The sequence below is a fragment of the Peribacillus simplex genome, from assembly GCF_001542915.1.
Classification (GTDB): Bacteria; Bacillota; Bacilli; order Bacillales; family DSM-1321; genus Peribacillus; species Peribacillus simplex_B.
The window spans coordinates 43,016-62,837 of sequence record NZ_LNNH01000004.1 but is presented as its reverse complement, the minus strand read 5'-3'; the positions used below and the strand labels follow the sequence as shown (position 1 = coordinate 62,837).

Annotated in this window: 19 protein-coding genes and 1 pseudogene; 3 read left to right on the top strand and 17 right to left on the bottom strand. The window is 43.5% G+C overall.

What is annotated here, in order from left to right; all coding sequences use genetic code 11:
- Positions 1–114: 114 nt before the first annotated feature.
- From AS888_RS25420 to AS888_RS01345, 3 genes are all read right to left on the bottom strand, one after another.
- The gene (locus tag AS888_RS25420; RefSeq protein WP_155645344.1) at positions 115–450 is read right to left on the bottom strand and encodes a hypothetical protein; all 336 of its coding nucleotides are present in this window, start codon (positions 448–450) and stop codon (positions 115–117) included.
- A gap of 59 nt (positions 451–509) precedes the next feature.
- Entirely contained in the window at positions 510–1,280 is a 771-nt protein-coding gene (locus AS888_RS01350; protein ID WP_061140414.1) for a TerC family protein, read from the bottom strand.
- A 196-nt stretch (positions 1,281–1,476) separates the two neighbouring features.
- Positions 1,477–2,097: a YpjP family protein gene (locus tag AS888_RS01345; protein WP_061140413.1), complete on the bottom strand. Its 621-nt coding sequence runs from the start codon at positions 2,095–2,097 to the stop codon at positions 1,477–1,479.
- Positions 2,098–2,532: 435 nt separating this feature from the next.
- On the opposite strand from AS888_RS01345, the gene ggt reads away from it, so the two are divergent.
- Positions 2,533–4,221 (top strand): gamma-glutamyltransferase, encoded by a 1,689-nt coding sequence (ggt, locus tag AS888_RS01340; RefSeq protein ID WP_260320077.1) that lies wholly within the window; start codon positions 2,533–2,535, stop codon positions 4,219–4,221.
- Here ggt and AS888_RS01335 read toward each other — a convergent pair.
- The gene (locus AS888_RS01335; RefSeq protein ID WP_061140412.1) at positions 4,212–5,000 is read right to left on the bottom strand and encodes a class I SAM-dependent methyltransferase; all 789 of its coding nucleotides are present in this window, start codon (positions 4,998–5,000) and stop codon (positions 4,212–4,214) included. The two genes, ggt and AS888_RS01335, sit on opposite strands and share 10 nt — an antisense overlap.
- Before the next feature lie 66 nt (positions 5,001–5,066).
- Positions 5,067–5,507 carry a BrxA/BrxB family bacilliredoxin gene (locus tag AS888_RS01330; protein WP_061140411.1) on the bottom strand — a complete coding sequence of 147 codons (441 nt, stop codon included), beginning with the start codon at positions 5,505–5,507 and terminating at the stop codon, positions 5,067–5,069.
- A 283-nt stretch (positions 5,508–5,790) separates the two neighbouring features.
- Between AS888_RS01330 and AS888_RS01325 the strand changes: the two genes are divergently transcribed.
- On the top strand, positions 5,791–6,225 hold the full coding sequence (locus tag AS888_RS01325) for a hypothetical protein (protein WP_397250525.1): 435 nt from the start codon (positions 5,791–5,793) through the stop codon (positions 6,223–6,225).
- Between the two features lie 270 nt (positions 6,226–6,495).
- Here the strand turns inward: AS888_RS01325 and ilvD are convergent, their stop codons facing one another.
- The 7 genes from ilvD to AS888_RS01290 all read right to left on the bottom strand — a co-directional run bounded on the left by ilvD (position 6,496) and on the right by AS888_RS01290 (position 14,363).
- Positions 6,496–8,181 carry a dihydroxy-acid dehydratase gene (gene ilvD / locus AS888_RS01320; RefSeq protein WP_061140409.1) on the bottom strand — a complete coding sequence of 562 codons (1,686 nt, stop codon included), beginning with the start codon at positions 8,179–8,181 and terminating at the stop codon, positions 6,496–6,498.
- A gap of 288 nt (positions 8,182–8,469) precedes the next feature.
- Entirely contained in the window at positions 8,470–9,609 is a 1,140-nt protein-coding gene (locus tag AS888_RS01315; RefSeq protein ID WP_061140408.1) for a conserved virulence factor C family protein, read from the bottom strand.
- Positions 9,610–9,738: 129 nt separating this feature from the next.
- A complete protein-coding gene (locus AS888_RS01310) occupies positions 9,739–11,616 on the bottom strand; it encodes an ABC-F family ATP-binding cassette domain-containing protein (protein WP_061140407.1) in 1,878 nt (625 codons plus the stop codon).
- A complete protein-coding gene (locus AS888_RS01305; protein WP_061140406.1) occupies positions 11,613–12,257 on the bottom strand; it encodes an HD domain-containing protein in 645 nt (214 codons plus the stop codon). Before AS888_RS01305 ends, AS888_RS01310 begins: the two co-directional genes overlap by 4 nt.
- A gap of 53 nt (positions 12,258–12,310) precedes the next feature.
- Entirely contained in the window at positions 12,311–13,156 is an 846-nt protein-coding gene (locus AS888_RS01300) for a DegV family protein (protein WP_061140405.1), read from the bottom strand.
- Between the two features lie 112 nt (positions 13,157–13,268).
- On the bottom strand, positions 13,269–13,745 hold the full coding sequence (locus tag AS888_RS01295) for a glutathione peroxidase (RefSeq protein ID WP_061140404.1): 477 nt from the start codon (positions 13,743–13,745) through the stop codon (positions 13,269–13,271).
- 84 nt (positions 13,746–13,829) lie between these two features.
- The gene (locus AS888_RS01290; protein ID WP_061140403.1) at positions 13,830–14,363 is read right to left on the bottom strand and encodes a longin-like domain-containing protein; all 534 of its coding nucleotides are present in this window, start codon (positions 14,361–14,363) and stop codon (positions 13,830–13,832) included.
- Positions 14,364–14,525: 162 nt separating this feature from the next.
- On the opposite strand from AS888_RS01290, the gene metA reads away from it, so the two are divergent.
- On the top strand, positions 14,526–15,434 hold the full coding sequence (gene metA, locus AS888_RS01285; protein ID WP_061140402.1) for a homoserine O-acetyltransferase MetA: 909 nt from the start codon (positions 14,526–14,528) through the stop codon (positions 15,432–15,434).
- 115 nt (positions 15,435–15,549) lie between these two features.
- On the opposite strand, the gene AS888_RS01280 is transcribed toward metA, so the two are convergent.
- The 5 genes and pseudogenes from AS888_RS01280 to AS888_RS01260 form a co-directional block, all read right to left on the bottom strand.
- Positions 15,550–16,245, bottom strand: a complete 696-nt coding sequence (locus AS888_RS01280; RefSeq protein ID WP_061140401.1) for an AIM24 family protein — start codon at positions 16,243–16,245, stop codon at positions 15,550–15,552.
- On the bottom strand, positions 16,245–16,940 hold the full coding sequence (locus tag AS888_RS01275; RefSeq protein ID WP_061140400.1) for a class I SAM-dependent methyltransferase: 696 nt from the start codon (positions 16,938–16,940) through the stop codon (positions 16,245–16,247). Before AS888_RS01275 ends, AS888_RS01280 begins: the two co-directional genes overlap by 1 nt.
- A 432-nt stretch (positions 16,941–17,372) precedes the next feature.
- Positions 17,373–17,573, bottom strand: a pseudogene (locus AS888_RS24800) (zinc-binding dehydrogenase); the annotation flags it as partial.
- A 217-nt stretch (positions 17,574–17,790) separates the two neighbouring features.
- Positions 17,791–18,615 (bottom strand): SAM-dependent methyltransferase, encoded by an 825-nt coding sequence (locus AS888_RS01265; RefSeq protein ID WP_061140398.1) that lies wholly within the window; start codon positions 18,613–18,615, stop codon positions 17,791–17,793.
- Between the two features lie 403 nt (positions 18,616–19,018).
- Positions 19,019–19,756 (bottom strand): class I SAM-dependent methyltransferase, encoded by a 738-nt coding sequence (locus AS888_RS01260; protein WP_061140397.1) that lies wholly within the window; start codon positions 19,754–19,756, stop codon positions 19,019–19,021.
- Between the last annotated feature and the right edge of the window lie 66 nt (positions 19,757–19,822).

Below are 19,822 nucleotides of genomic sequence, written 5' to 3'. Positions count from 1 at the left end.
TATTCATCATTCTCGACCTTTTGCTGTTCTCCATTTTCTTTGGCATCCTGCTGCATCCGCTTCTGCCTTCTCTCTGGCTAAATTTTTTATTGCCTTTGCTTTTCTTCACTACTTTTACAGTCCTTCTTCAAATTCTTGATATGCTCCATAAAAAAAGCTGACACCAGTTTTTGGTGTCAGCACAGACTGTAGACAAACCCGACAAAAATCGAGTTTGTCTATTTTTATGAGTTGTACAATGTAGCCGTTGATTGTAACGTCCGGAGGCTCCCAAGCCGCCCGCGGGAAGGAAGCACCTGCATTGTCCATGCAGTCGAACCTTCCTTCGCGGCGTTTGAGGGTTAAGAAGAAGGACAAAGATCCTGCTCTCCAACCATTGAGGGCCCGTAACGAATCTCTTAACTTAAAGAAGATTGAAAAGGAATTTGTCGAGAGGTTTGGATTTTTCACTTTCCGCCCCCCCTCTTGTCTACAATCTAAGCTGAATCACTATTGATATCAGCTTTTTGTCATCCATGTTCTTTCAGCTTTTTTCCTTTTTTGAAGTGCCATGCGAGCGTGGTGCCGAAAATCAGTAAAATGAAGGCAAAAAAGATGGCGGGCGGTATTTCGATTCCCGCAACGGCAATCAACATTTTAATGGAAATGAAACCGATAAGCACATAGGCCGCCGTTTCCAATTGCGGAACCTTATCGATCAATTTTAAGAATACCCCTGCAACGCCCCTCATCATCAGGACTCCAATCATCCCGCCGGTCAGGAGGACCCAGACTTTTTCACTCACTCCAAAGGCAGCCAGGACGCTATCGACGGAGAATGCGATATCCATCAGTTCCACTGATGCAACCGTTCCCCAAAACATGCCGAACATCCGGATCAACAGGCTGTTTTTACTCATTCCTTGCATCGCTTCATCGTCCCCGGCCTTCCGTTTTCTTTTGTTCCGGAAGTATTTAAATGAGAGCCAAGCAAGGTAGGCTGCTCCAATCACTTTCACCCACCATAGTTTAATGAGGAAAACACCGATTCCAATCGCCACGAACCTAAAAGCATATGCGCCCAATAAACCATAAAAAAGGGCTTTTTTACGCTGTTTAACCGGAAGATGCCTGACCATTACAGCCAATACCAAAGCATTGTCCGCTGATAGCAATCCTTCCATCAAAACGAGCGTTCCAATCAGCCCCCAGCTCACTGGATCGGATAAAACCTCCACCCACATATGCCAATCGAAAAATTGGGCATATGTTTGAATAATGTTATTCAACAACTCTGACATGAAAAAGACTCCTCTGCTCCTATTACTGCATGAATCAATGGTCATTTACCATTATTCCCACTAACGCGGGGGATAATATCTCCATTTCGAACGGAAAACAAAATAAATACGTTGCATGACAACGTATCATTTACTGCTTATAGGAAATTTCATCTTCATCTTACTCTTACCATGAAATTAAATCAATGAAACCAACCTAGGAGAGCTTTTGTTGTTTGCTTGTCCATTCAGGCGGTGTGTTTTTATCCCAGTATATTTTCCCGAGATGATGGTGGGCCGTAAACGCATCAAGATAGGTATGATAATGAAAATCGAACCAATACCCCTCAAGCGGGGGGTTTTCCTGCCTGACGTGAAAGCGGATAATATCCTTGCCGCTTAATGAATCATAAATATGAAAAATTTTCTCTGCCCTGCCAGCACTTGGCTGCTCTGTGATCGTTAATTGCTGTAATTTTTCATCCGGAAATTGGGCGGCCATTTCTGTTAGGGCTTCTTGCATTTTTGGTAAGATGGCCAGCTTGAATTCATCACCGATTTTAGGATTGATCTTTTCGCCAAATTTCATATAAGCGCTTTCCTCTGCTTTGTCGAGCATGCCTGATAAAAACTCTTCCCGATTGAATTCCGCTTTCCGTTCAGTCGAATTCTGTGAAGCAAGATAGGCTAAACCTTCTTCTTCGACGAGCCCCTTTTTCGTATCCTTTAACGAATCGGCCTCGGCAAGCCACGCCAAATCTGAAGGGGTGACAAGACCGAACGTCAAAACGGATACCAAAATGACGAGACTTTTCCTGAACCACGCCGTTGCTTTCAACTCACACTCCCCCTTCTTGATTGTATTTTCTTTATATTTAGTATACTTTTATTTTTTGCCATTTACGAATATATAGTGTCCTATGTTTTAAATAATGAAAAAAAGGATAAATACCTATATACACGATATGAACCCCAACCTTTTCACTAAATAATTCGAAACCCTAATTTATATGAAGGATTTTGGCGATAGTTGGAGAACTTAATTAGATTCAAGTCTTTTTAAGGAGGGGTCTTATATGGCTTTGACCACGACTGCCATGGTCGCTTTATGTCTTGTAACATTAGCATTTTTCGTATATTTATCATTTGCCGATTAAGAATAAATGAATAGTTGCGAAGAAGCTCCTTGTCATTCACCTACGATGGCAAGGTTTTCTTTTCACATAAGCTGCCCGTTGTGGTTTTAAATGGACTTGATACTGGAGGAATGACCTTGGAAAACAATAATGGAAACACTAAAGAAGAAAACTATAAACGGGAAACGGCAACAGGTAATGCGGGAATGGTCGTAACGGCACACCCCGTAGCTACATCGATTGGGGAAAAAATATTACGTGAAGGTGGAAATGCCGTTGATGCAGCCGTCGCCATCCAATTCGCCCTCAATATTGTAGAGCCGATGATGACAGGAATCGGCGGCAGTGGTTTCCTGATGGTATATAATGCAAAAGAAAAGGCGACGAAAATATTCGACGGTCATGTAAGGGCACCTAAAGCGGCCCATCCGAACATGTTCCTCGATGAAGATGGTGAAGTCATTCCATTTAGAGAACGTTCGATCAAAGCTACGGCAGTTGGCATCCCCGGAATCCTGAAGGCGATGGATGAAGCATTATCTGAGTACGGCAGCAAACCACTCGGGGATTTGATTGAGCCCTCGATTGAATACGCAGAAAAAGGAGTTCCGGTCAATTGGGTACTCTGTGATGCTCTTGAAAACTTTGAATACCGATTGGGTGAAGAAGCCCGTAATTTCTTTATGCCTGAAGGGAAACGATATAAAGCCGGCGACTTGCTTGTAAAAGAAAAATTGGCGAATACGTATCGCATATTGCAACGTGAGGGAATTTCGGCTTTTTATGACGGCGAGATCGGAAAAGGCATCATTTCCTGTATAAAGGAACTTGGCGGTTTCATGGAGCTTTCCGATTTACAGAACTATAAAGCGACCATTGATGAACCGATGTATGGGACGTACAAGGATTATTCCATCGCTTCATCGATGGCACCAAGTGCGGGCGGCTTCACCGTCATTCAAATCTTGAAAATCCTGGAGAGCTTCCATATAGAGCAATATGATGTTCATTCCTGGGAAAAATATTATTTAATTGCCGAAGCGATGCGTTTAGCCTTCACCGACAAAAAGGCATTTCTTGCTGATCCGGAGTTTGCCGAATTGCCATTGAAAGGTCTCATGCATGATGACTATATAGCGAAACGCCGCTCTTTCATTAATTTCAAGACGAGGAATAATGCCATCGACTACGGAAACCCTTGGATTTATGATTCGGTCAACAAAAGGGAAGTGATTCCGCAGCCCAATGACGAAGATATCAGTGAAACGACACACTTCACGGTTCGTGACAGATGGGGCAACATCGCTGCTTGCACATCAACGGTGGAGCATCCCTTCGGATCGGGGATCATGGTTTCCGACTATGGCTTCATGTTGAATAACGAATTGACGGATTTCGATTCCGTTCCGGGCGGCATGAATGAAGTGCAGCCGAACAAGCGGCCTGTCAGCTGCAAAAGCCCGACCATCATTTTTAAAGACGGCGAGCCGATTTTAACGCTTGGATCGCCTGGCGGGCCAACCATCATCAGCTCAGTGGTTCAAACGATCATCAATGTAATTGATTTGAAAATGGACTTGAAAGCTGCCATTGAAGAGCCAAGGATTTTCACGCCGATGGGCCCGCACATCGAATGGGAAGCAGGCATGGACATGACAAGCAAAGGGCAATTGGAAGCAATGGGCTTCGTCTTCAATGATGTCCCCCATTCTATCGGGAACGTCCAGGCCATACAAATCAACCCGGATGGCTCAAACTATGGAGCTGCCGATTCAAGCCGTGAAGGCTGTGCCATGGGACTTGAAGAAACAGATTATCATTCTTGATCTGAAACGGAAATGTAGCCAAAATGGAATTTGGATGTTTTTCTCTTCTGCACCTCAAATCCGAATTCCTCAAATCGGGAGCTGCGGAAGTGGTCTTTCAACACGACTCTCTTCCGCGCCACCCGCTTGGCTTGTTCCATTAATTCAAACGATAGCCCCTTACCTTCTGCAAAGTGGGTCAGCCCTTTAATTCCATTTGATTCTGATATCGTTTCCTCAAACATGGGATCGAAATAAACTACATCAAAATGATTATCCGGCATGGTTTTCAACATGTCATAATGATCGCCATGAATGACCTCAATCCTTCTCATCGCTTCCATCATCTTTTCTTCTGCATCACTCCACGTCTTCAAACCATGTTCCACTAGGAGGGCCAAATATCGATTGCCTTCCGTTGCAACGATTCTTCCCAGTGCCCCTACTGCATAGCTCGCGACAATCGCATCGGAGCCCAAGCCCAAGGTACAATCCAGCACGGAGCTGCCTGCTGTTATCTCTCCGGCAAAGAGAAACGGGTCATTTTCGCCGCGAATGATCCTTTTAATCCGGATCATGGCGAGGTTCGGATGAAAAAAGAAGGGTTCCTTCTCGTTGCAACGATATAGCTCCATTCTATTTTTCCCATATACAAGGCAGTCTTCTTCTCCATTATCACATTGTATATCGCGCACCGAGCGTTTTTTCCGGGCTATATAGGGGATTTTTAATTCTTCAGCTACCCTTTTTGCTAACATTGCCGTTTCTTTATCGGCTCTTCCAACTGTTGTGACAAACATGTGCCTCCCCCTTTTTACACGCCTAAACTTGAAAGGAATGCCCCGTTGCCGGGACATTCCGATTCATCACTTATTTACTTGGCTGAATGCTCTTAATAAATTTTCCATTATGGCTTCCATTGGCTGCCCTTCTATATCATGACGGGGTATGAAGTGCAGGACTTCTTTGCCCTTCAAAAGAGCCATGGACGGTGAAGAAGGTTCTATTCCTGTGAAATATTCCCTCATTTTAGCTGTTGCATCCTTATCTTGACCGGCAAAAACCGTCACAAGATGATTGGGCTTACCCTCTTCTGCCTGTAGTACGGCCTGGGTGGCAGCCGGACGGGCTAATCCCGCGGCACAGCCACAAACTGAATTAACGACGACCAATGTCGTACCTTCTGCAGCTTCCATGAAGTTTTCAACCGCTTCAGCCGTTTCCAGCTCCTCGAACCCTGCCTGCACCAGTTCCGCACGCATCGGCTTCACCATTTGTTTCATATATTCATCATAGGCCATCGACATCTAAAAACCTCCTGTATTACAATTCTTCCAATAATTTAATCATACTATATTATTGCGTGATTATGCAAAATTAGCGCTTACTTCTCATTGGATTCATTGCTCCGCCTTTATACTTCTTTCAGCCGGAAGGAGCAAGCTGGGCCGGCCCAACCAAATTTATACGAAGGCCCGCGACAAAAATACCCCCTCAAAGTGCTGCAACCCCATTAATAGTAAAACCTCAATAAGGGTAAATTAACACCAAATAAACCGAAGAGGTGTACATATGAAAGCATTGCTCGTGATGATATTATTCTTCTCCACCTCGGTTATCGCCCCGCCCCATTCTCTGGCAATAACGATGCCTTGTAGTATGGTGCTGGAACCGATGGATGAAAAACTGGCTAATGCAAAGGGATCGGTGTTAATTTATAAGGTTCAGTTACGGCCGCCAAGTTCTGCACGGACTAATGTAAGCATCCTTGGTGTGCACCTTCCACCCCCTTCTTCTTACGGAAATTATGATGGCTATCAAGGCTTTGCTTTCATACCCGGCGTCATTAGTTGGCAGTTCATGCTCGATCCTTCTCAAGAAGAAGAAAGTCCGACCTGGGCTGGAAGATTTGATGAGATTACAGCAGAAATGGAAAAAGCTAAGGTACAGGTCCGTCTTTTCAATTCAAGGAACGCGAAACTGGGACCGGCGATCTTAAAAAGCGATATCAAGAATTGTCATTGAACGAATCGATGGTGATCGGAAAGAGGTTTGGAAAGGTTGGACTTCGACCTTCCTTTCCACTGCAGGCACTTAGCTATCCAGAGACGGTCCGCACTTTAACACCTGTGGGGTCTCCTTGGACTGGCACCCCTTAGGGAAGTTTTACTGATCCGCTTCAATCAACTTGTTTTACGTTCAAAAAACACGCTCTAAAGTAATTGAAGAGGACCTGATGAGGTCCTCTTCATTTTAAAATAATATAGTCAATGCCTTTTTGAGCACACCCTGAAATTAAACTTTCATGACGCCACCTGAGCTTGCATTCGTTACAAGCGCGGAGTAGCGTGCTAAATAGCCTGTTTTCACTTTGGACTCGAAGCCTTTCCAATTGGCTTTGCGTTTTTCGAATTCCTCATCGGAAATCTCCAATTGGATCGTTCTGTTTTCCAAATCCAGCTCGATGATATCACCATTTTCGACAAAGGCGATCGGGCCTCCCTCAGCTGCCTCAGGAGATATATGGCCGATACTGATGCCGCGGGACGCTCCGGAAAAACGCCCATCCGTGATCAAACCGACCTTGGCTCCAAGTCCCCTTCCGACGATTTGGGAAGTGGGGGCCAACATTTCCGGCATGCCAGGTCCCCCTTTCGGTCCCTCATAGCGGATGACCACTACATCCCCTTCTTTCACCTTTCCAGTTATGATTCCGGATAGTGCATCTTCTTGGGAATCGAAGCATATGGCAGGTCCCCTGTGATAACCACCAACCGATGCGTCAACGGCACCCACCTTGATGATCGAACCTTGTGGAGCAAGGTTCCCAAACAATACGGCAAGACCACCTCGCTCGGAATGCGGGTTATCCAAAGGATGGAGAACATCTTTGTCCAAGATTTCACAACCGGCAACATTTTCACGGAGTGTTTTACCTGAAACGGAAAGGCAATCTCCATTGAAGGCACCTGGTTTATTGAGCAGCTCGTTGATGATGGCACTTACACCACCGGCATTATGTACATCTTCGATATGATAGTCCGATGCCGGGGCAATTTTCGCTAAGTGCGGTACCCGATTGGCAATTTCATTGATGCGTTCCATTGGATATTCGAATCCTGCTTCGTGTGCCAAGGCAAGTGTATGGAGAACGGTGTTAGTCGATCCGCCCATTGCCATATCCAATGCAAAAGCGTTATCAATGGCATCGATCGTCACGATATCACGAGGCTTGATATCCTGCTTGATGATTTCCATCAATTGCTTTGCCGACTTCTTGACGAACTCTTTCCGTTCCTCGGCGACCGCCAATATCGTGCCATTTCCCGGAAGTGCAAGTCCAAGACCTTCAGCGAGACAGTTCATGGAGTTTGCCGTGAACATTCCCGAACATGATCCGCAAGTCGGGCATGCCACTTGCTCGATTTCCTGCAGATCCTCTTCATTGATATTACCCGCTTGATAAGCGCCCACTCCTTCGAAAACAGATGTCAAGGAAAGAGATTTCCCGTTTTTGTCTTTACCTGCTTTCATTGGCCCTCCGCTTACGAAAATGGTCGGGATATTGACTCGAAGGGCGCCCATCATCATTCCCGGCGTTATCTTGTCACAGTTTGGAATGCAGACCATTCCGTCAAACCAATGTGCCGATACAACCGTTTCAACCGAATCGGCGATGATTTCCCGGCTAGGCAAGGAATAGCGCATACCGATGTGGCCCATTGCAATTCCGTCGTCGACTCCGATCGTATTGAATTCAAAAGGAACTCCGCCAGCCTCACGAATGGCCTCCTTCACTATTTTTCCGAATTCCTGAAGATGGACATGTCCTGGAACGATATCAATATAGGAATTACAAACCGCAATGAACGGTTTCCCGAAATCTTCTTCCTTAACTCCCGCTGCACGCAACAGACTTCTGTGAGGAGCACGATCGACTCCTTTTGTTATCATGTCACTTCTCTTGTTTGATGTAGACATTTGTTGTACCCCCAATTTCCACTAAATATTTGATAATTCAGATAATATAATTTTTAGTATACTCTAAAAATTCTAACATATTTACATGCAATTGCAACCATTCATTGTTTAAATTTTTATATAAATCATTTTTCTAAAATAATAGAACCCGTTATTATTGATATAAATTCGATATCGTAACAAAAATCGTTCCTACATGCTAGTCAAAAATGCCTGGAGCAAAAAAGAAAAAGCATGGGGATATCACCCGCATGCCTTTACCTTTTATGGACCTTCTTATTTTTTTGATTATCTTTCATCGTTCGGTTGTCTTGATTCTGTCATCTGCTTCCACACCGAGCCTTTTGCTTCTTCTCCATTTTCAATCCGGGCGATCGCCATCTTGATTTGCAGGGCGACTTCGAATTCGGGATCCTGCTCTGCTTTCTTTAAGGACTGGAGAGTCGATTCATCACCAGCTTCGTATAAAAACATCGCCGCCCTCCATCTGACCAATTTATTTTTATCCGATAGTGATTGTGACATTTCCCCCATCGCTTCTTCAAAGCCCAGGTCGGATAAACAGTCACCAGCCGTCCGTCTTACGGCAGCACTCTTATCCTTCAATGCCTTATACAGGCTTGGAAGCACTTGTCTGTCTTCGATCATGCCTAAATAGACAACCGCTAGCCTTCTGATGGAGACTTTGCTATCGGCAAGGGCCATATCCAATACCGGAATATCATCGACGGTTGGATCTTCCATTTGTTCTAACGCCTGATACCGTTTTTCCCAGCTTTCATCATTCAGCATTTCGGCCGTCAATTTTATTTTTGGACGTTTCACGAATGCTTCTTTTTTATCGGTCAGTAGATCAGCTGCCGCTGCAAGCTGTTTAATCCGTTCTTCCGGATAAGCCGCGATTAGCTCGTCCGATACTTCCTTGACGATATCTTCCATATCTCCATATCTTATCCCGTAATCCTTCCATTTTCGAAGCAAGACCACGTTATCATCTTCTTTTTGTGCAGCAGCAATGCCCTTCAGGAAGTACTCAGGCAATGCAAAACGTTTTTCCTGCTGGCTATCACTGGCTTTGATCTGCATCGGAATCCCTTTGAATTGTTGAATGGCAACAGTCACTTCACCATAATGTTCATTTAAGATCGTTTCCTCGTTTTGTTCCTCGGTTTTTTCCCCGAATACCTGACGGATCTGGACCAAAATATCTTTCCAATCATATTTCGCATTGCGCTCGATCGCCAGGAAGTCCGCAACATGATAGACACCCTTGACCCCATCGATCGTGAATAAATCCTTGATTAACTGTGGGGCCTGCTCAGCTTGATCCTTCTTATAATTATTGCTTTTACCAGCTGAAAGCTCCTCTGTCAGATTGATTTTCATTGTATTTGGACTTGGTGTCGGTTCTATTGATTTAATTTTCAATGTGTATCTCTCCTTTTACAAAACGTTTCCATGTACTAGATATTATCACAACGGCTCCAGTTTCTCATGCAATTGGGGTTGACGAAAAAAAAGACTGACCCAAGCTTTCTCCCTTGGGCCAGTCCCCGCTTATTCTTCTTCCAATTTTTCCGCTAGATACGTCCATCTTTCCAGCATATGCTCCAGTTTTTCCGTTAATTCCTTTTCTTCTTCAAGCAGAAGGCGGACTTGTTCAAAATCGCTCCCTGCTGATGACATGTCTGTCGTGATGTCTTTCAGGCGCAGCTCGACTTGCTCCATGTTCCCCTCTATCTCTTCCCATTCCTTACTTTCGGCATAGGTCAGCTTTTTCTTTTTCTTTTCTGTCCGGTTCGGCAGAGGCTCAGGCGTTTTTACCGGTGCCGCCTCTTCCGTCTTTTCTTCCAAGAACTCAGAGTAATTCCCATAATAGAAATCGATTTCCCCTTTATTCTTGAAAACAAGAAGCTGATGGCACGTCTTATCCAGGAAATACCGATCATGTGATACGGTGATGACGACACCTGAAAACGTTTCTAGATAATCTTCAAGTACCGTTAAGGTTTGCGTGTCCAGGTCATTCGTCGGTTCATCCAATAGCAGCACATTAGGTGCCCCCATCAATATATTCAGGAGATATAATCGCCTTTTTTCGCCACCGGAAAGCTTGCGGATCGGTGTTCCATGAGATCCCATCGGAAAGAGGAACCTTTCAAGCATCTGTGCGGCGGAAATGAAGCTTCCATCTTTAAGGGCGATCGAATCGGCCGTTTCGCGAATATACTCGATCATGCGGAGGTTCTCATCCATATCGGCGCTTTCCTGGGTATAGTAGCCGATTTTAACGGTTTGCCCCATTTCCACATTTCCTTCATCAATTGGCTCCCGTCCGGCCAATATATTCAACAGGGTCGATTTCCCACTGCCATTATTGCCGACAATGCCAATTCGATCTCCTGGCTTGAAGAGGAAGGAAAACCGGCTGATAATGGACTGATCTCCAAAGGATTTAGAGACATCTTGCAGCTCCAGTACCTTCTTTCCAAGTCGGGCGCCACTCAATTCCATTTCCAGGCTCTCCGTTTTTTGCTTATCCTTCACACCCGATTCCAACGTTTCAAAGCGCTGGATACGAGCCTTTTGCTTCGTTGTACGTGCCTTTGCACCTTTACGGATCCAGGCCAGCTCTTTTTTGAATAAGCTTTCTTTTTTCGACCTCTCGGCGGATTCGTTCTCTTCACGGATGGCTTTGGACTCTAAATAATCTGCATAATTTCCTTTGTATTCGAAAAGCTGCGTTTGGGCAATTTCCCAAATTTTATTGGATACACGATCAAGGAAATAGCGATCATGGGTGACAAATAATACCGACTTCTGGTACTTCCCCAAGTATTCTTCCAGCCAAGTAATGCTTTCGAAGTCAAGATGGTTCGTAGGCTCGTCAAGGATCAGCAGGTCAGGCGTCTCGATCAGCGTTTTTGCAAGGGCCGCACGTTTTTTTTGGCCGCCTGACAGCTCCCCCAGCTTCCTTGAGTGATCTGGAAGGCCAAGCTTGGTCAGTATCGTTCTCGCATTGGCACTGGTATCCCATGCGCCAAGTGTGTCCATATCCTGCTGCTGCTTCAGCAATCGATCCTGTACAGCCCCATTCTGTGGGTCCAGCTGGAGTTGAATCAGCGTTTTTTCATACTCCTTTATCAACGAGAATACCGGAGTTGAGCTTTCGTACATATATTCCATGATCGTCAAATTCTCATCAAAATGCGGATCTTGCGAAAGATAAGAAATCGTGTAATCATTCGGGTGATCCTTCGTTCCCAGATCACTATCTTCCAATCCGGCAATGATATTCAACAATGTGGATTTACCGGTGCCATTGATACCGACGATCCCGATTTTTTCCCCTTCGGTGATGGAAAAAGAAACATCCTTAAAAAGGAGTTTCTCCCCTTGCGTTTTCATTACATGTTCCATGCTAAATACTTTCATAAGCGTACATCCCATTCCTTATAAAATTCCTTTAAATATCCAACCATATATTCATGTCTTTCACTAGCAATCTTCTTCGCCGTACTTGTATTAAGCTTATCTTGCAAGCGCAGTAATTTTTCATAAAAGTGATGAACGGAAGAACTTTTCCCCTTCCTGTACTCCATCTTGGACATATTTTCCCTTACCGGCAGCTCGGGATCATACATGGGCTGTCCCTTCTTCCCCCCAAAAGCAAATGTCCTGGCAATCCCGATGGCACCAATTGCATCGAGGCGATCGGCATCCTGAACGATTTCAGCCTCGATGGAAGGCAGCTTCAGCTGCCCGGAACTATACGAAATGGTGCGGATGATCTCTTGTATGGCCTTAACACGATCTTCATCCAGCTTTAATTCCTGCAACCAATCGTCCAGCTTGCCCCACGCTGCATCAACATCGTCGTTTAACTTATCATCCGGGATATCATGAAGGAGTGCGGCCATTTCAATGATGAACGCATTCCCCCTTTTTTCTTCTTTTGCAATATGTAAAGCCAGCTTCCGAACACGATCGATATGGAACCAATCATGGCCGCTGGCATCTAAGTTCAATTGATCATAAACATACTTCTCCGTTAAACCGATCATCTTTTGCTTCATATCACCACTCCATGTCCTTTCCATTTTACCATGGTTCTCAGTATAGTTGTGCTTTAATCTTCATGGAACCAACTCAGTCCAATCGTCTGTTCCCCGGTATGGACGCCTATCGCACTGCCAAGCGGTGATATATGGGAAATGATGTGGGGACATTCTTCAGAAATCCGTTTTTTCCATCTAAGGGCCTCTTCCAGCATCTCACCATATAAGATGGTGCACTCTTTTACTTTTCCCGTTTCGTCGGATCGGTGAAGATCCGAGAAAATCAGTTTTTCCGCTTTTTTTAGATTTCGAGGCTTCGACTTAGTCTGAAGCAAACCGTTCTCGATCGAAATGATCGGCTTGAAGCTCAAAAGACTTCCAAGAATATATTGTGTGTTCGTTAGCCTCCCGCTGCGATGGAGCTGATCCAAAGAACCGATTACCACATAGGTTTCATGGTTATCCGCATACATCCTCGTTTTCGCGAAGGCTTCTTCGATGGAAAGCCCTTCATTCATATATTGCATCAGCCTTTTCAAGATCAAGATCATCGGAAAGGAGATAAGTAACGTATCAAATACGTCAACGGGAATCGTAACCATTTGGCCAGCTTGCCTGCTTGCAGAAACGGTCCCGCTCAATTCACCTGAAAGGTGGACAGCTATGATCCGATCATAATCTTTTTCCAGTTCCTTATACAATGCATGGAATCTGCCGACCGATGGCTGTGAAGTCGTTGCGTTTATTTTTTCCTCCCGCATCCTCCGGTATAGCTCTTCAGGTAAAAGGTCGACACCGTCTTCATATTCCTTTCCATCGATGATGACGACCATCGGAACGACGTAAACATGTTCATTCATTGATAAATCTTCGTCTAAAGTTCCCGTACTGTCCGTTACCCATGCGATTCGCTCCATCGTTTTCCCCCTAGTTATATCCCACTCCAACTAATTCATTAGAAAAAGGAACTGCGGTGCACAAAAAGAGCCCAACAGAACATGCTCTTTCTGATGAACTCGATTTGATTTTTCATAATAATTTTTTTATATCGCTTTCAAGCTCCAATGGTTTTGTTTTGGGTGCGTAGCGACTGATGATATTTCCTTCACGATCGATCAAGAACTTCGTGAAATTCCACTTTATCGATTTCGACCCCATCAATCCTGGAGCATTTTCAGCCAGATAGCTGAATAATGGATGAGCTTCCTTTCCATTGACATTCACTTTTGCAAACATCGGGAAGGTGACGCCATGATTCAGTTTACAATATGAATCGATTTCCAAATCATCTCCTGGCTCCTGGTTCAAAAACTGATTGCACGGAAACCCAAGGATGACCAATCCCTGTCCTTCATATTGTACATATAGGCTTTGCAAATCATCATACTGTGGCGAAAAACCGCATTTGCTTGCGGTATTCACTATAATCATTACTTTGCCTCTGTATTCTTCAAGCGAGATGGTTTCGCCATTTATTTTATTGACCTTAAATTCATATATGGACATGTATGATCTCCCCCTATGGTATGATGCTGTCATTTTACCGTATATAGAGGTGCATTTACCAATTTTACTATTCTTCTTTACCCATTATTCCTGAATCTTCACTGCTTGTATGGATTGTATCAAATACTCCACCATATCTTCCAAGTCTTCCATTTGTTCTTCTTTCACAAGTCTTCCGAAAGAAACCTTGCAAACAGTAGAATAATCGGGCTTCTCCTTTTTACGGACCGTTTTGCTGGTCTTGAAAGTTATGATTCTCTGATCTCCCCATATTCTTTCCAACTGGTTCAAAAGCTCTTGGGCTATCACTTCATCAAGCTTTGCCGGGATGGAGATGAAAATATCGACCGTGCATCCGGTATGTGTTTCATTAATATGGCCTTCAAGTAACTCTGCACTTAGGTTTTCGATTCCAGCGTGTATCTCGATTGCACCGCTAATGGAAATGGGCGCCATGTATTGCTTCAATTCCAGCCCAATCTTATAGGTTCTGGACATGGTAGAGAGATTCACGATATCATCACGGCTTATGACTGTTATGTCGCCAACGAAATCACGGTCATAAACCGCTCCTTCCAATACCACTTTCATGTTTTCAAATGCTGTAGGATCAAACACTCTCCATACACCTCCGACTTCTTGCGTTTATTATCGTCATCCCATTTTATCATTAACGGGCCATTTCCTTCTCCGATTTACAACAAATTATTAAAATAGCTTTTCTATTCGCTAATTTTCTATATAATTAAAATATTATGATTTTGGTGAAGGAGGATAAACATGCCAATCAGAATACCGGAACAACTGCCGGCTAAGGAGATTTTAGAACAGGAAAATATCTTTGTGATGGATGAGGAGAGAGCTACCAAGCAGGAAATCCGCCCATTGAATATATTGATCTTGAACCTGATGCCTGAGAAAGAAAAAACAGAGGCTCAGTTACTGCGCTTTCTTGGCAATACTCCGATTCAAGTAAATATTTCATTCCTGCGCTTGAGCACTCACGAATCAAAAAACACAAGCAAATTTCACTTGGATCAGTTTTACAAATCCTTTGATGATATAAGGACAAAGCGATTCGACGGCATGATCATTACAGGCGCCCCCGTCGAGAAGCTGAAATTCTCTGACGTGAATTATTGGGAAGAACTGCAAAGCATCATGGACTGGTCCTCAAAAAATGTTACATCCACTTTACATATCTGTTGGGGAGCTCAAGCTGCCCTGTACCATCATTATGGGATAGGCAAATACGAGCTGCCGGAGAAATGCTTTGGCATATACAGGCATGAGGTACTTGAACCAAAAGAAAATCTCGTCCGCGGGTTCGATGATTATTTCATGGCTCCTCATTCACGCTATACGGATATTGACTATCAAAAGCTTATCAGCATTGCCGAATTGAAGATTTTGGCTCAATCCGACCAAGCCGGTGTTTTGATTGCCGCTTCAAGCGATGGCAAAAGGATCATGGTGACCGGCCATTTCGAATATGACGCCGAAACCCTCGGTGACGAGTATAGGCGCGATAGGGAACGAGGGGTCGATACGCAGCTGCCTGAAAATTATTTTCCTGATGATGACCCTTCGAAGGTCCCGCTTCACCGCTGGAAGAGCCATTGCAGCCTGATGTTCTCTAATTGGCTCAACTATTATGTCTACCAGTCTACTCCCTATGAGTGGGATTGAAAGAGAAAGGGAAAGGTTGGTTATGCTTTTACTAGGTAGTTTTTTCTTCGGGCAGCCCCTTTCATATCTCTCTTGGGAAACAAAAAAACCTGAGTTTTTACCCAGGTTTTTTGTTTCATGACTCTTTATTGCCGAAATAAACCTCTTCATAAGGTTGGACGACCACGAAACCCCGACCATTGAATTTCATTTGGACGGATTCGCCGCTTCCCCGTCCGAAAAACGACTTTAATGAAACATCTGTCACGAATTCAGGCTGGAGATCCCCGGACCAGGCAACAGTGGCGTTCGGGTCCGTATAAACCGGATTACCTGGTTCCACAATTAACGTAAGCGGTTCATAATGGGAAGTGAATGCCACCATCCCTTTTCCCTCGAGCCTGACATTGAATAACCCCCCCGCCAGTAAACCGGCAATGCGCCGCATCATTTTTATATCCCATTGAATGCCCGGTTCAAAGGCGAGTAAATCATTTCCGTTGACACAGATGGATTCGCCATTCAACTGTAAAATTGAAATTTTCTTCCCCTGGTCCGCGACATATAGCTTGCCGGTTCCGGTCGCTTTCATTAAAGATGCACCCTCGCCAGTTAATGCTTTTTTGAAGAGCTTACCTAAACCATGCTCCAAGATTCCTTCCCGTTCGAATTTAATCTGGCCCCGATAAGATACCATCGTCCCCATTTTTGCCCAGATTTGCTCTTCCAGGTTGATTTCCAGAATTCGTTCCGTTTCTAACTCGAATAAGCCCTGCCCTTTATCCTGCTGCTTCGTCTTTTCGACGAATTGATAGATTTGATACTTCTCCATCACTCTGCCACCTCTTTTTGAAGGAGGAATAACCACATGAACGATACCGCTTGCTTTAAATCCTTCGAGAAATGTCCTAGTTTAGTATAGTCGACCCCTCTTTTCGCTACTCCGGTATCAGCGACCGTTTTCCATCCCATTTCCGTTGCCATTTTTTCGAATTCCCATGGCAGCATGGTATTCATGATCACTTCGTCCCCTAATAACCGTTGATAACTGAAATGTTTCCGCGGTTCCGCTGTCGGACCAAGTATCCCGAAACAAACATGCCCCCCGGGCTTCATGATCCGCCAGATTTCCTTCATCACGGTTAAAGGTTCACCCGTGTATTCCAACGAATTAATGACCATTGCCGCCTCCATTTCTTCATCTTTGAATGGCAGGTTAGTAAAATCTCCTTGAAGAAATGATAGATTGGGATGATTGGCCGTTTTCCCTTTTGCAAATTCTATCATGACACTTGATAAATCGACGCCAATCACTTCAAATCCCGCTTCTGCAAGTTTTAATGAGCCCACTCCATCTCCACAGCCTATGTCGGCCACTTTCAGACCCGATTGCACATAGCCGGAAATAAACGGAATAATATTTTTCCGGCTACCCGTCTCCCACATTTCTTGCGAATTCTTCACCCACATAGGCGCAAAGTCATCCCATTCCTTTTTCGATTCCTTATGCCAAGTATGTATATTCATCGAAAAAACTCCCTTCCAGCCACCAGACCTTAAAATAATTTCAGAAACACACAACATAACTAGGCTATCACCCATCACTGACTCACAAAATACAAGGGCCTGATTATAACTATTCTGTTTCTCATCAATAAAACCTTTTTTTAGAGGCGTTATCATAAGTAACTTAAAAATAAAGATTGATAGGAAAGTTGTTATTATTCGAAACGGTTGAACGGAAGTGCGAGACTCCCGTGCGGGCAGCGGTACAGGCGAGACCTCACCGCCCGTCCTCTGGATAAGCGAACATGGCAGGAAATTTAACCACACCGTATTACTTGGTGAATAGCAACAAAGTATGCGAAACAGCCATTGTGAATACAATCCATTGGGATCAAACATTCTACAAGATGGATTTTTATGGTTAAAGGCAACATGCGCTATTGAATGAAAACGCTACCTGATTTTTAAAATTATTTTTCCTTTAGCCCTTCCCGACTCCGCATATTCCATCGCTTTTTGAGCATCATTAAATGGAAATACCTTATCGATGATCGGTTTGATTTTACCAGACTCAATAAAGTTGGCTATCTCACTCAATTGATCTCCGCTTGGTTTCATAAACAAAAATGAATACTGAACATGATGTTTTTTTTCGGGTTCCTTGTATTGTCCGCCTTTGACTTGTTTACTGTGAAATCTGCCAGCACCAATAGCATAAGGGAGGTTGATGGAGCACTTTTCCTTATCATGGAGTTTGCGCAAACAATGCAATAAAATAGACAATCAAACCTTCTTAGAAAATCATTTTTGTTTCCTTTTTTCACGAAGACAAAAGATAAAAAAATCCTTATTATCCCTGGTTCATAATGGTTTACTCAGCACAAATAATGAAACTATTTAATGAATGATCATTGCCATCTGAAGTGTTCATCAATTCATAATAACCAGTTATCAACGTTTGGATCATCGGAGGCACTTTAATAAAATCTTCACGGATAGCATTTGCATAGCTTTTTTCCCATCGTCCGTCTTGCAATAAGCTTGCATCGACTGTAAGTTGTTTGACCACTTCAAAATTTGCTTGTTGGAGCAGCCGTTGAATTTGCGTTTTATGAAAAAGGTTTTGGATATTCCCATCATTCTTTACGAAGCTTGAATGCAAGGCTTGGATGGAAACTGCAAAAAAATGGGAACGTTGCGTACTGCAAGTAAAATCGAGATCCCATTCTGCAAAGCATATATGTTTTGCCAATCCTCGGATTTTTTTAAAATAATTCAATAAATCTTCCGGCTGCTTGAAATACCATGAACAATGGGAAAATACCGCCACTTCAAATGGTATGGTTGCTTCAAAAAGGTCAAAATCCATTTCCAAATGGAAGTCAATTCGTTCTCCTAATGGAGATTTCTTAATACGTTCAGTTGCTTGACCTACTGTTAATGGTGCTCCGTAATCGGGACCAGCAATATCTAATGCGACAACTCTTCCGTTTTCTCCTACTGCGTCTGCGATTGCAACGGTTGTATCTCCTTGACCACATCCTAATTCCAATACACGCATTCCTTTTTGGATCCCAAAAGCTTCGACTAATTCCATTCGGTGCTGCAACTGAACTTGTTGTATCAAATCTTCTTCAAATAGTTGATAGTTGGATAAAAAAGATCTTGTTTTTTCATTTAATTGAAATGACTTCAAATATCATTCACCCCACATTTGTTGTGTATTGGTCAGCAAGGCTTCCTCAGGAACCATCCTTATTGATGTAGAGCACCAGTTCGCTCAATAGTGATAAGGGACTTGAAATTCAATACTGAAAATTTCAATCAGAAGTACTTCAATTTTGAGAACCTTGTTGCCGCCATTTCACAAGCTTCCAGTCTCCTTGCCAGATCATCTTCAAGATTACTGCAATCACCCATTTCATTAATAAAATCACATGGTTAATTTACAAACTTACTTATTCGCAGGATTTCATTCTCCTTGGATAAATTTATTGATACCATTAATGAAATATACATTTCGTAAGATTGTCTAAAGAATCATACGTTAAAAAGGCCGCCAATTGGCAGCCTTTTTATGGCGGTAAGGTACTGTTCGTTCATTCAACCTTTACTGCCGAGATGATTAGGAACATAGGTCTTCGGTTTTCCTCTTTCATTTCAGGAACAGTTTTTACCATTTCATCAGAAGGCATAGGTTCCTTTACTGCGCTTATGCTGAACCCCGCACCAATCAAGTCATTTATATATGTCGAAATCGTTCGATGGTATTTTACAACGTTATCAGTTAAGAAGGTTGTTTCCCGTCCCCCTTCTGATTGATAGTTATCCACTGGCCAATGAAGACGATTTCCTTGTTCATCGAAATACCAATCTTGATCGTTTCGCGAAGTAAAGATTGGATGTTCAACTGAAAAAACAAAAGTCCCCCCAGGCTTTAGGCAATCATAGACCTTTTTGCAGATTGCTTCATACGACTTAATGTAGTGAAAAGCCAACGAACTTATAACTACATCAAATGTAGAGTCCGAAAAAATGATGTCTTCCATTGGCATTTCAATATATGAAATTAAAGGGTCATCTGTTTTTTCACGGGCTTTTTGAAGCATTTTAGCAGAAATATCTACACCTATCACAGAACTTGCTTGTTGTTCGCGAGCAAATCGGCAATGCCAACCGAAACCGCAGCCCAAATCAAGTATACTTTTATTTCGCAGTTCTGGTAATAGCTTTTTTAATACATGCCATTCTCCAGCAGCTTCAAGACCTTTGATGGATCGCGGCATTTGTTCATATGCAGAAAAGAAATCAGGATTATCGTATTTGTTTTGCTTCATTATATATGCATCTCCAATATTTTAAAATGGCCTCCTAAGATTAATAACACTCTATTTCAGGAGGCT

What these genes read in the sequence shown, in the direction of transcription:
- AS888_RS01275 (WP_061140400.1), bottom strand. Translation starts at nt 16,940, where the DNA reads ATGAATATACATACTTGGCATAAGGAATCGAAAAAGGAATGGGATGAC.
- AS888_RS01280 (WP_061140401.1), bottom strand. Translation starts at nt 16,245, where the DNA reads ATGGAGAAGTATCAAATCTATCAATTCGTCGAAAAGACGAAGCAGCAG.
- AS888_RS01330 (WP_061140411.1), bottom strand. Translation starts at nt 5,507, where the DNA reads ATGTCGATGGCCTATGATGAATATATGAAACAAATGGTGAAGCCGATG.
- AS888_RS01325 (WP_397250525.1), top strand. Translation starts at nt 5,791, where the DNA reads ATGATATTATTCTTCTCCACCTCGGTTATCGCCCCGCCCCATTCTCTG.
- metA (WP_061140402.1), top strand. Translation starts at nt 14,526, where the DNA reads ATGCCAATCAGAATACCGGAACAACTGCCGGCTAAGGAGATTTTAGAA.
- AS888_RS01305 (WP_061140406.1), bottom strand. Translation starts at nt 12,257, where the DNA reads ATGAAGCAAAAGATGATCGGTTTAACGGAGAAGTATGTTTATGATCAA.
- AS888_RS01295 (WP_061140404.1), bottom strand. Translation starts at nt 13,745, where the DNA reads ATGTCCATATATGAATTTAAGGTCAATAAAATAAATGGCGAAACCATC.
- AS888_RS01300 (WP_061140405.1), bottom strand. Translation starts at nt 13,156, where the DNA reads ATGGAGCGAATCGCATGGGTAACGGACAGTACGGGAACTTTAGACGAA.
- AS888_RS01335 (WP_061140412.1), bottom strand. Translation starts at nt 5,000, where the DNA reads ATGTTTGTCACAACAGTTGGAAGAGCCGATAAAGAAACGGCAATGTTA.
- AS888_RS01350 (WP_061140414.1), bottom strand. Translation starts at nt 1,280, where the DNA reads ATGTCAGAGTTGTTGAATAACATTATTCAAACATATGCCCAATTTTTC.
- AS888_RS01310 (WP_061140407.1), bottom strand. Translation starts at nt 11,616, where the DNA reads ATGAAAGTATTTAGCATGGAACATGTAATGAAAACGCAAGGGGAGAAA.
- AS888_RS01260 (WP_061140397.1), bottom strand. Translation starts at nt 19,756, where the DNA reads ATGAAGCAAAACAAATACGATAATCCTGATTTCTTTTCTGCATATGAA.
- ilvD (WP_061140409.1), bottom strand. Translation starts at nt 8,181, where the DNA reads ATGTCTACATCAAACAAGAGAAGTGACATGATAACAAAAGGAGTCGAT.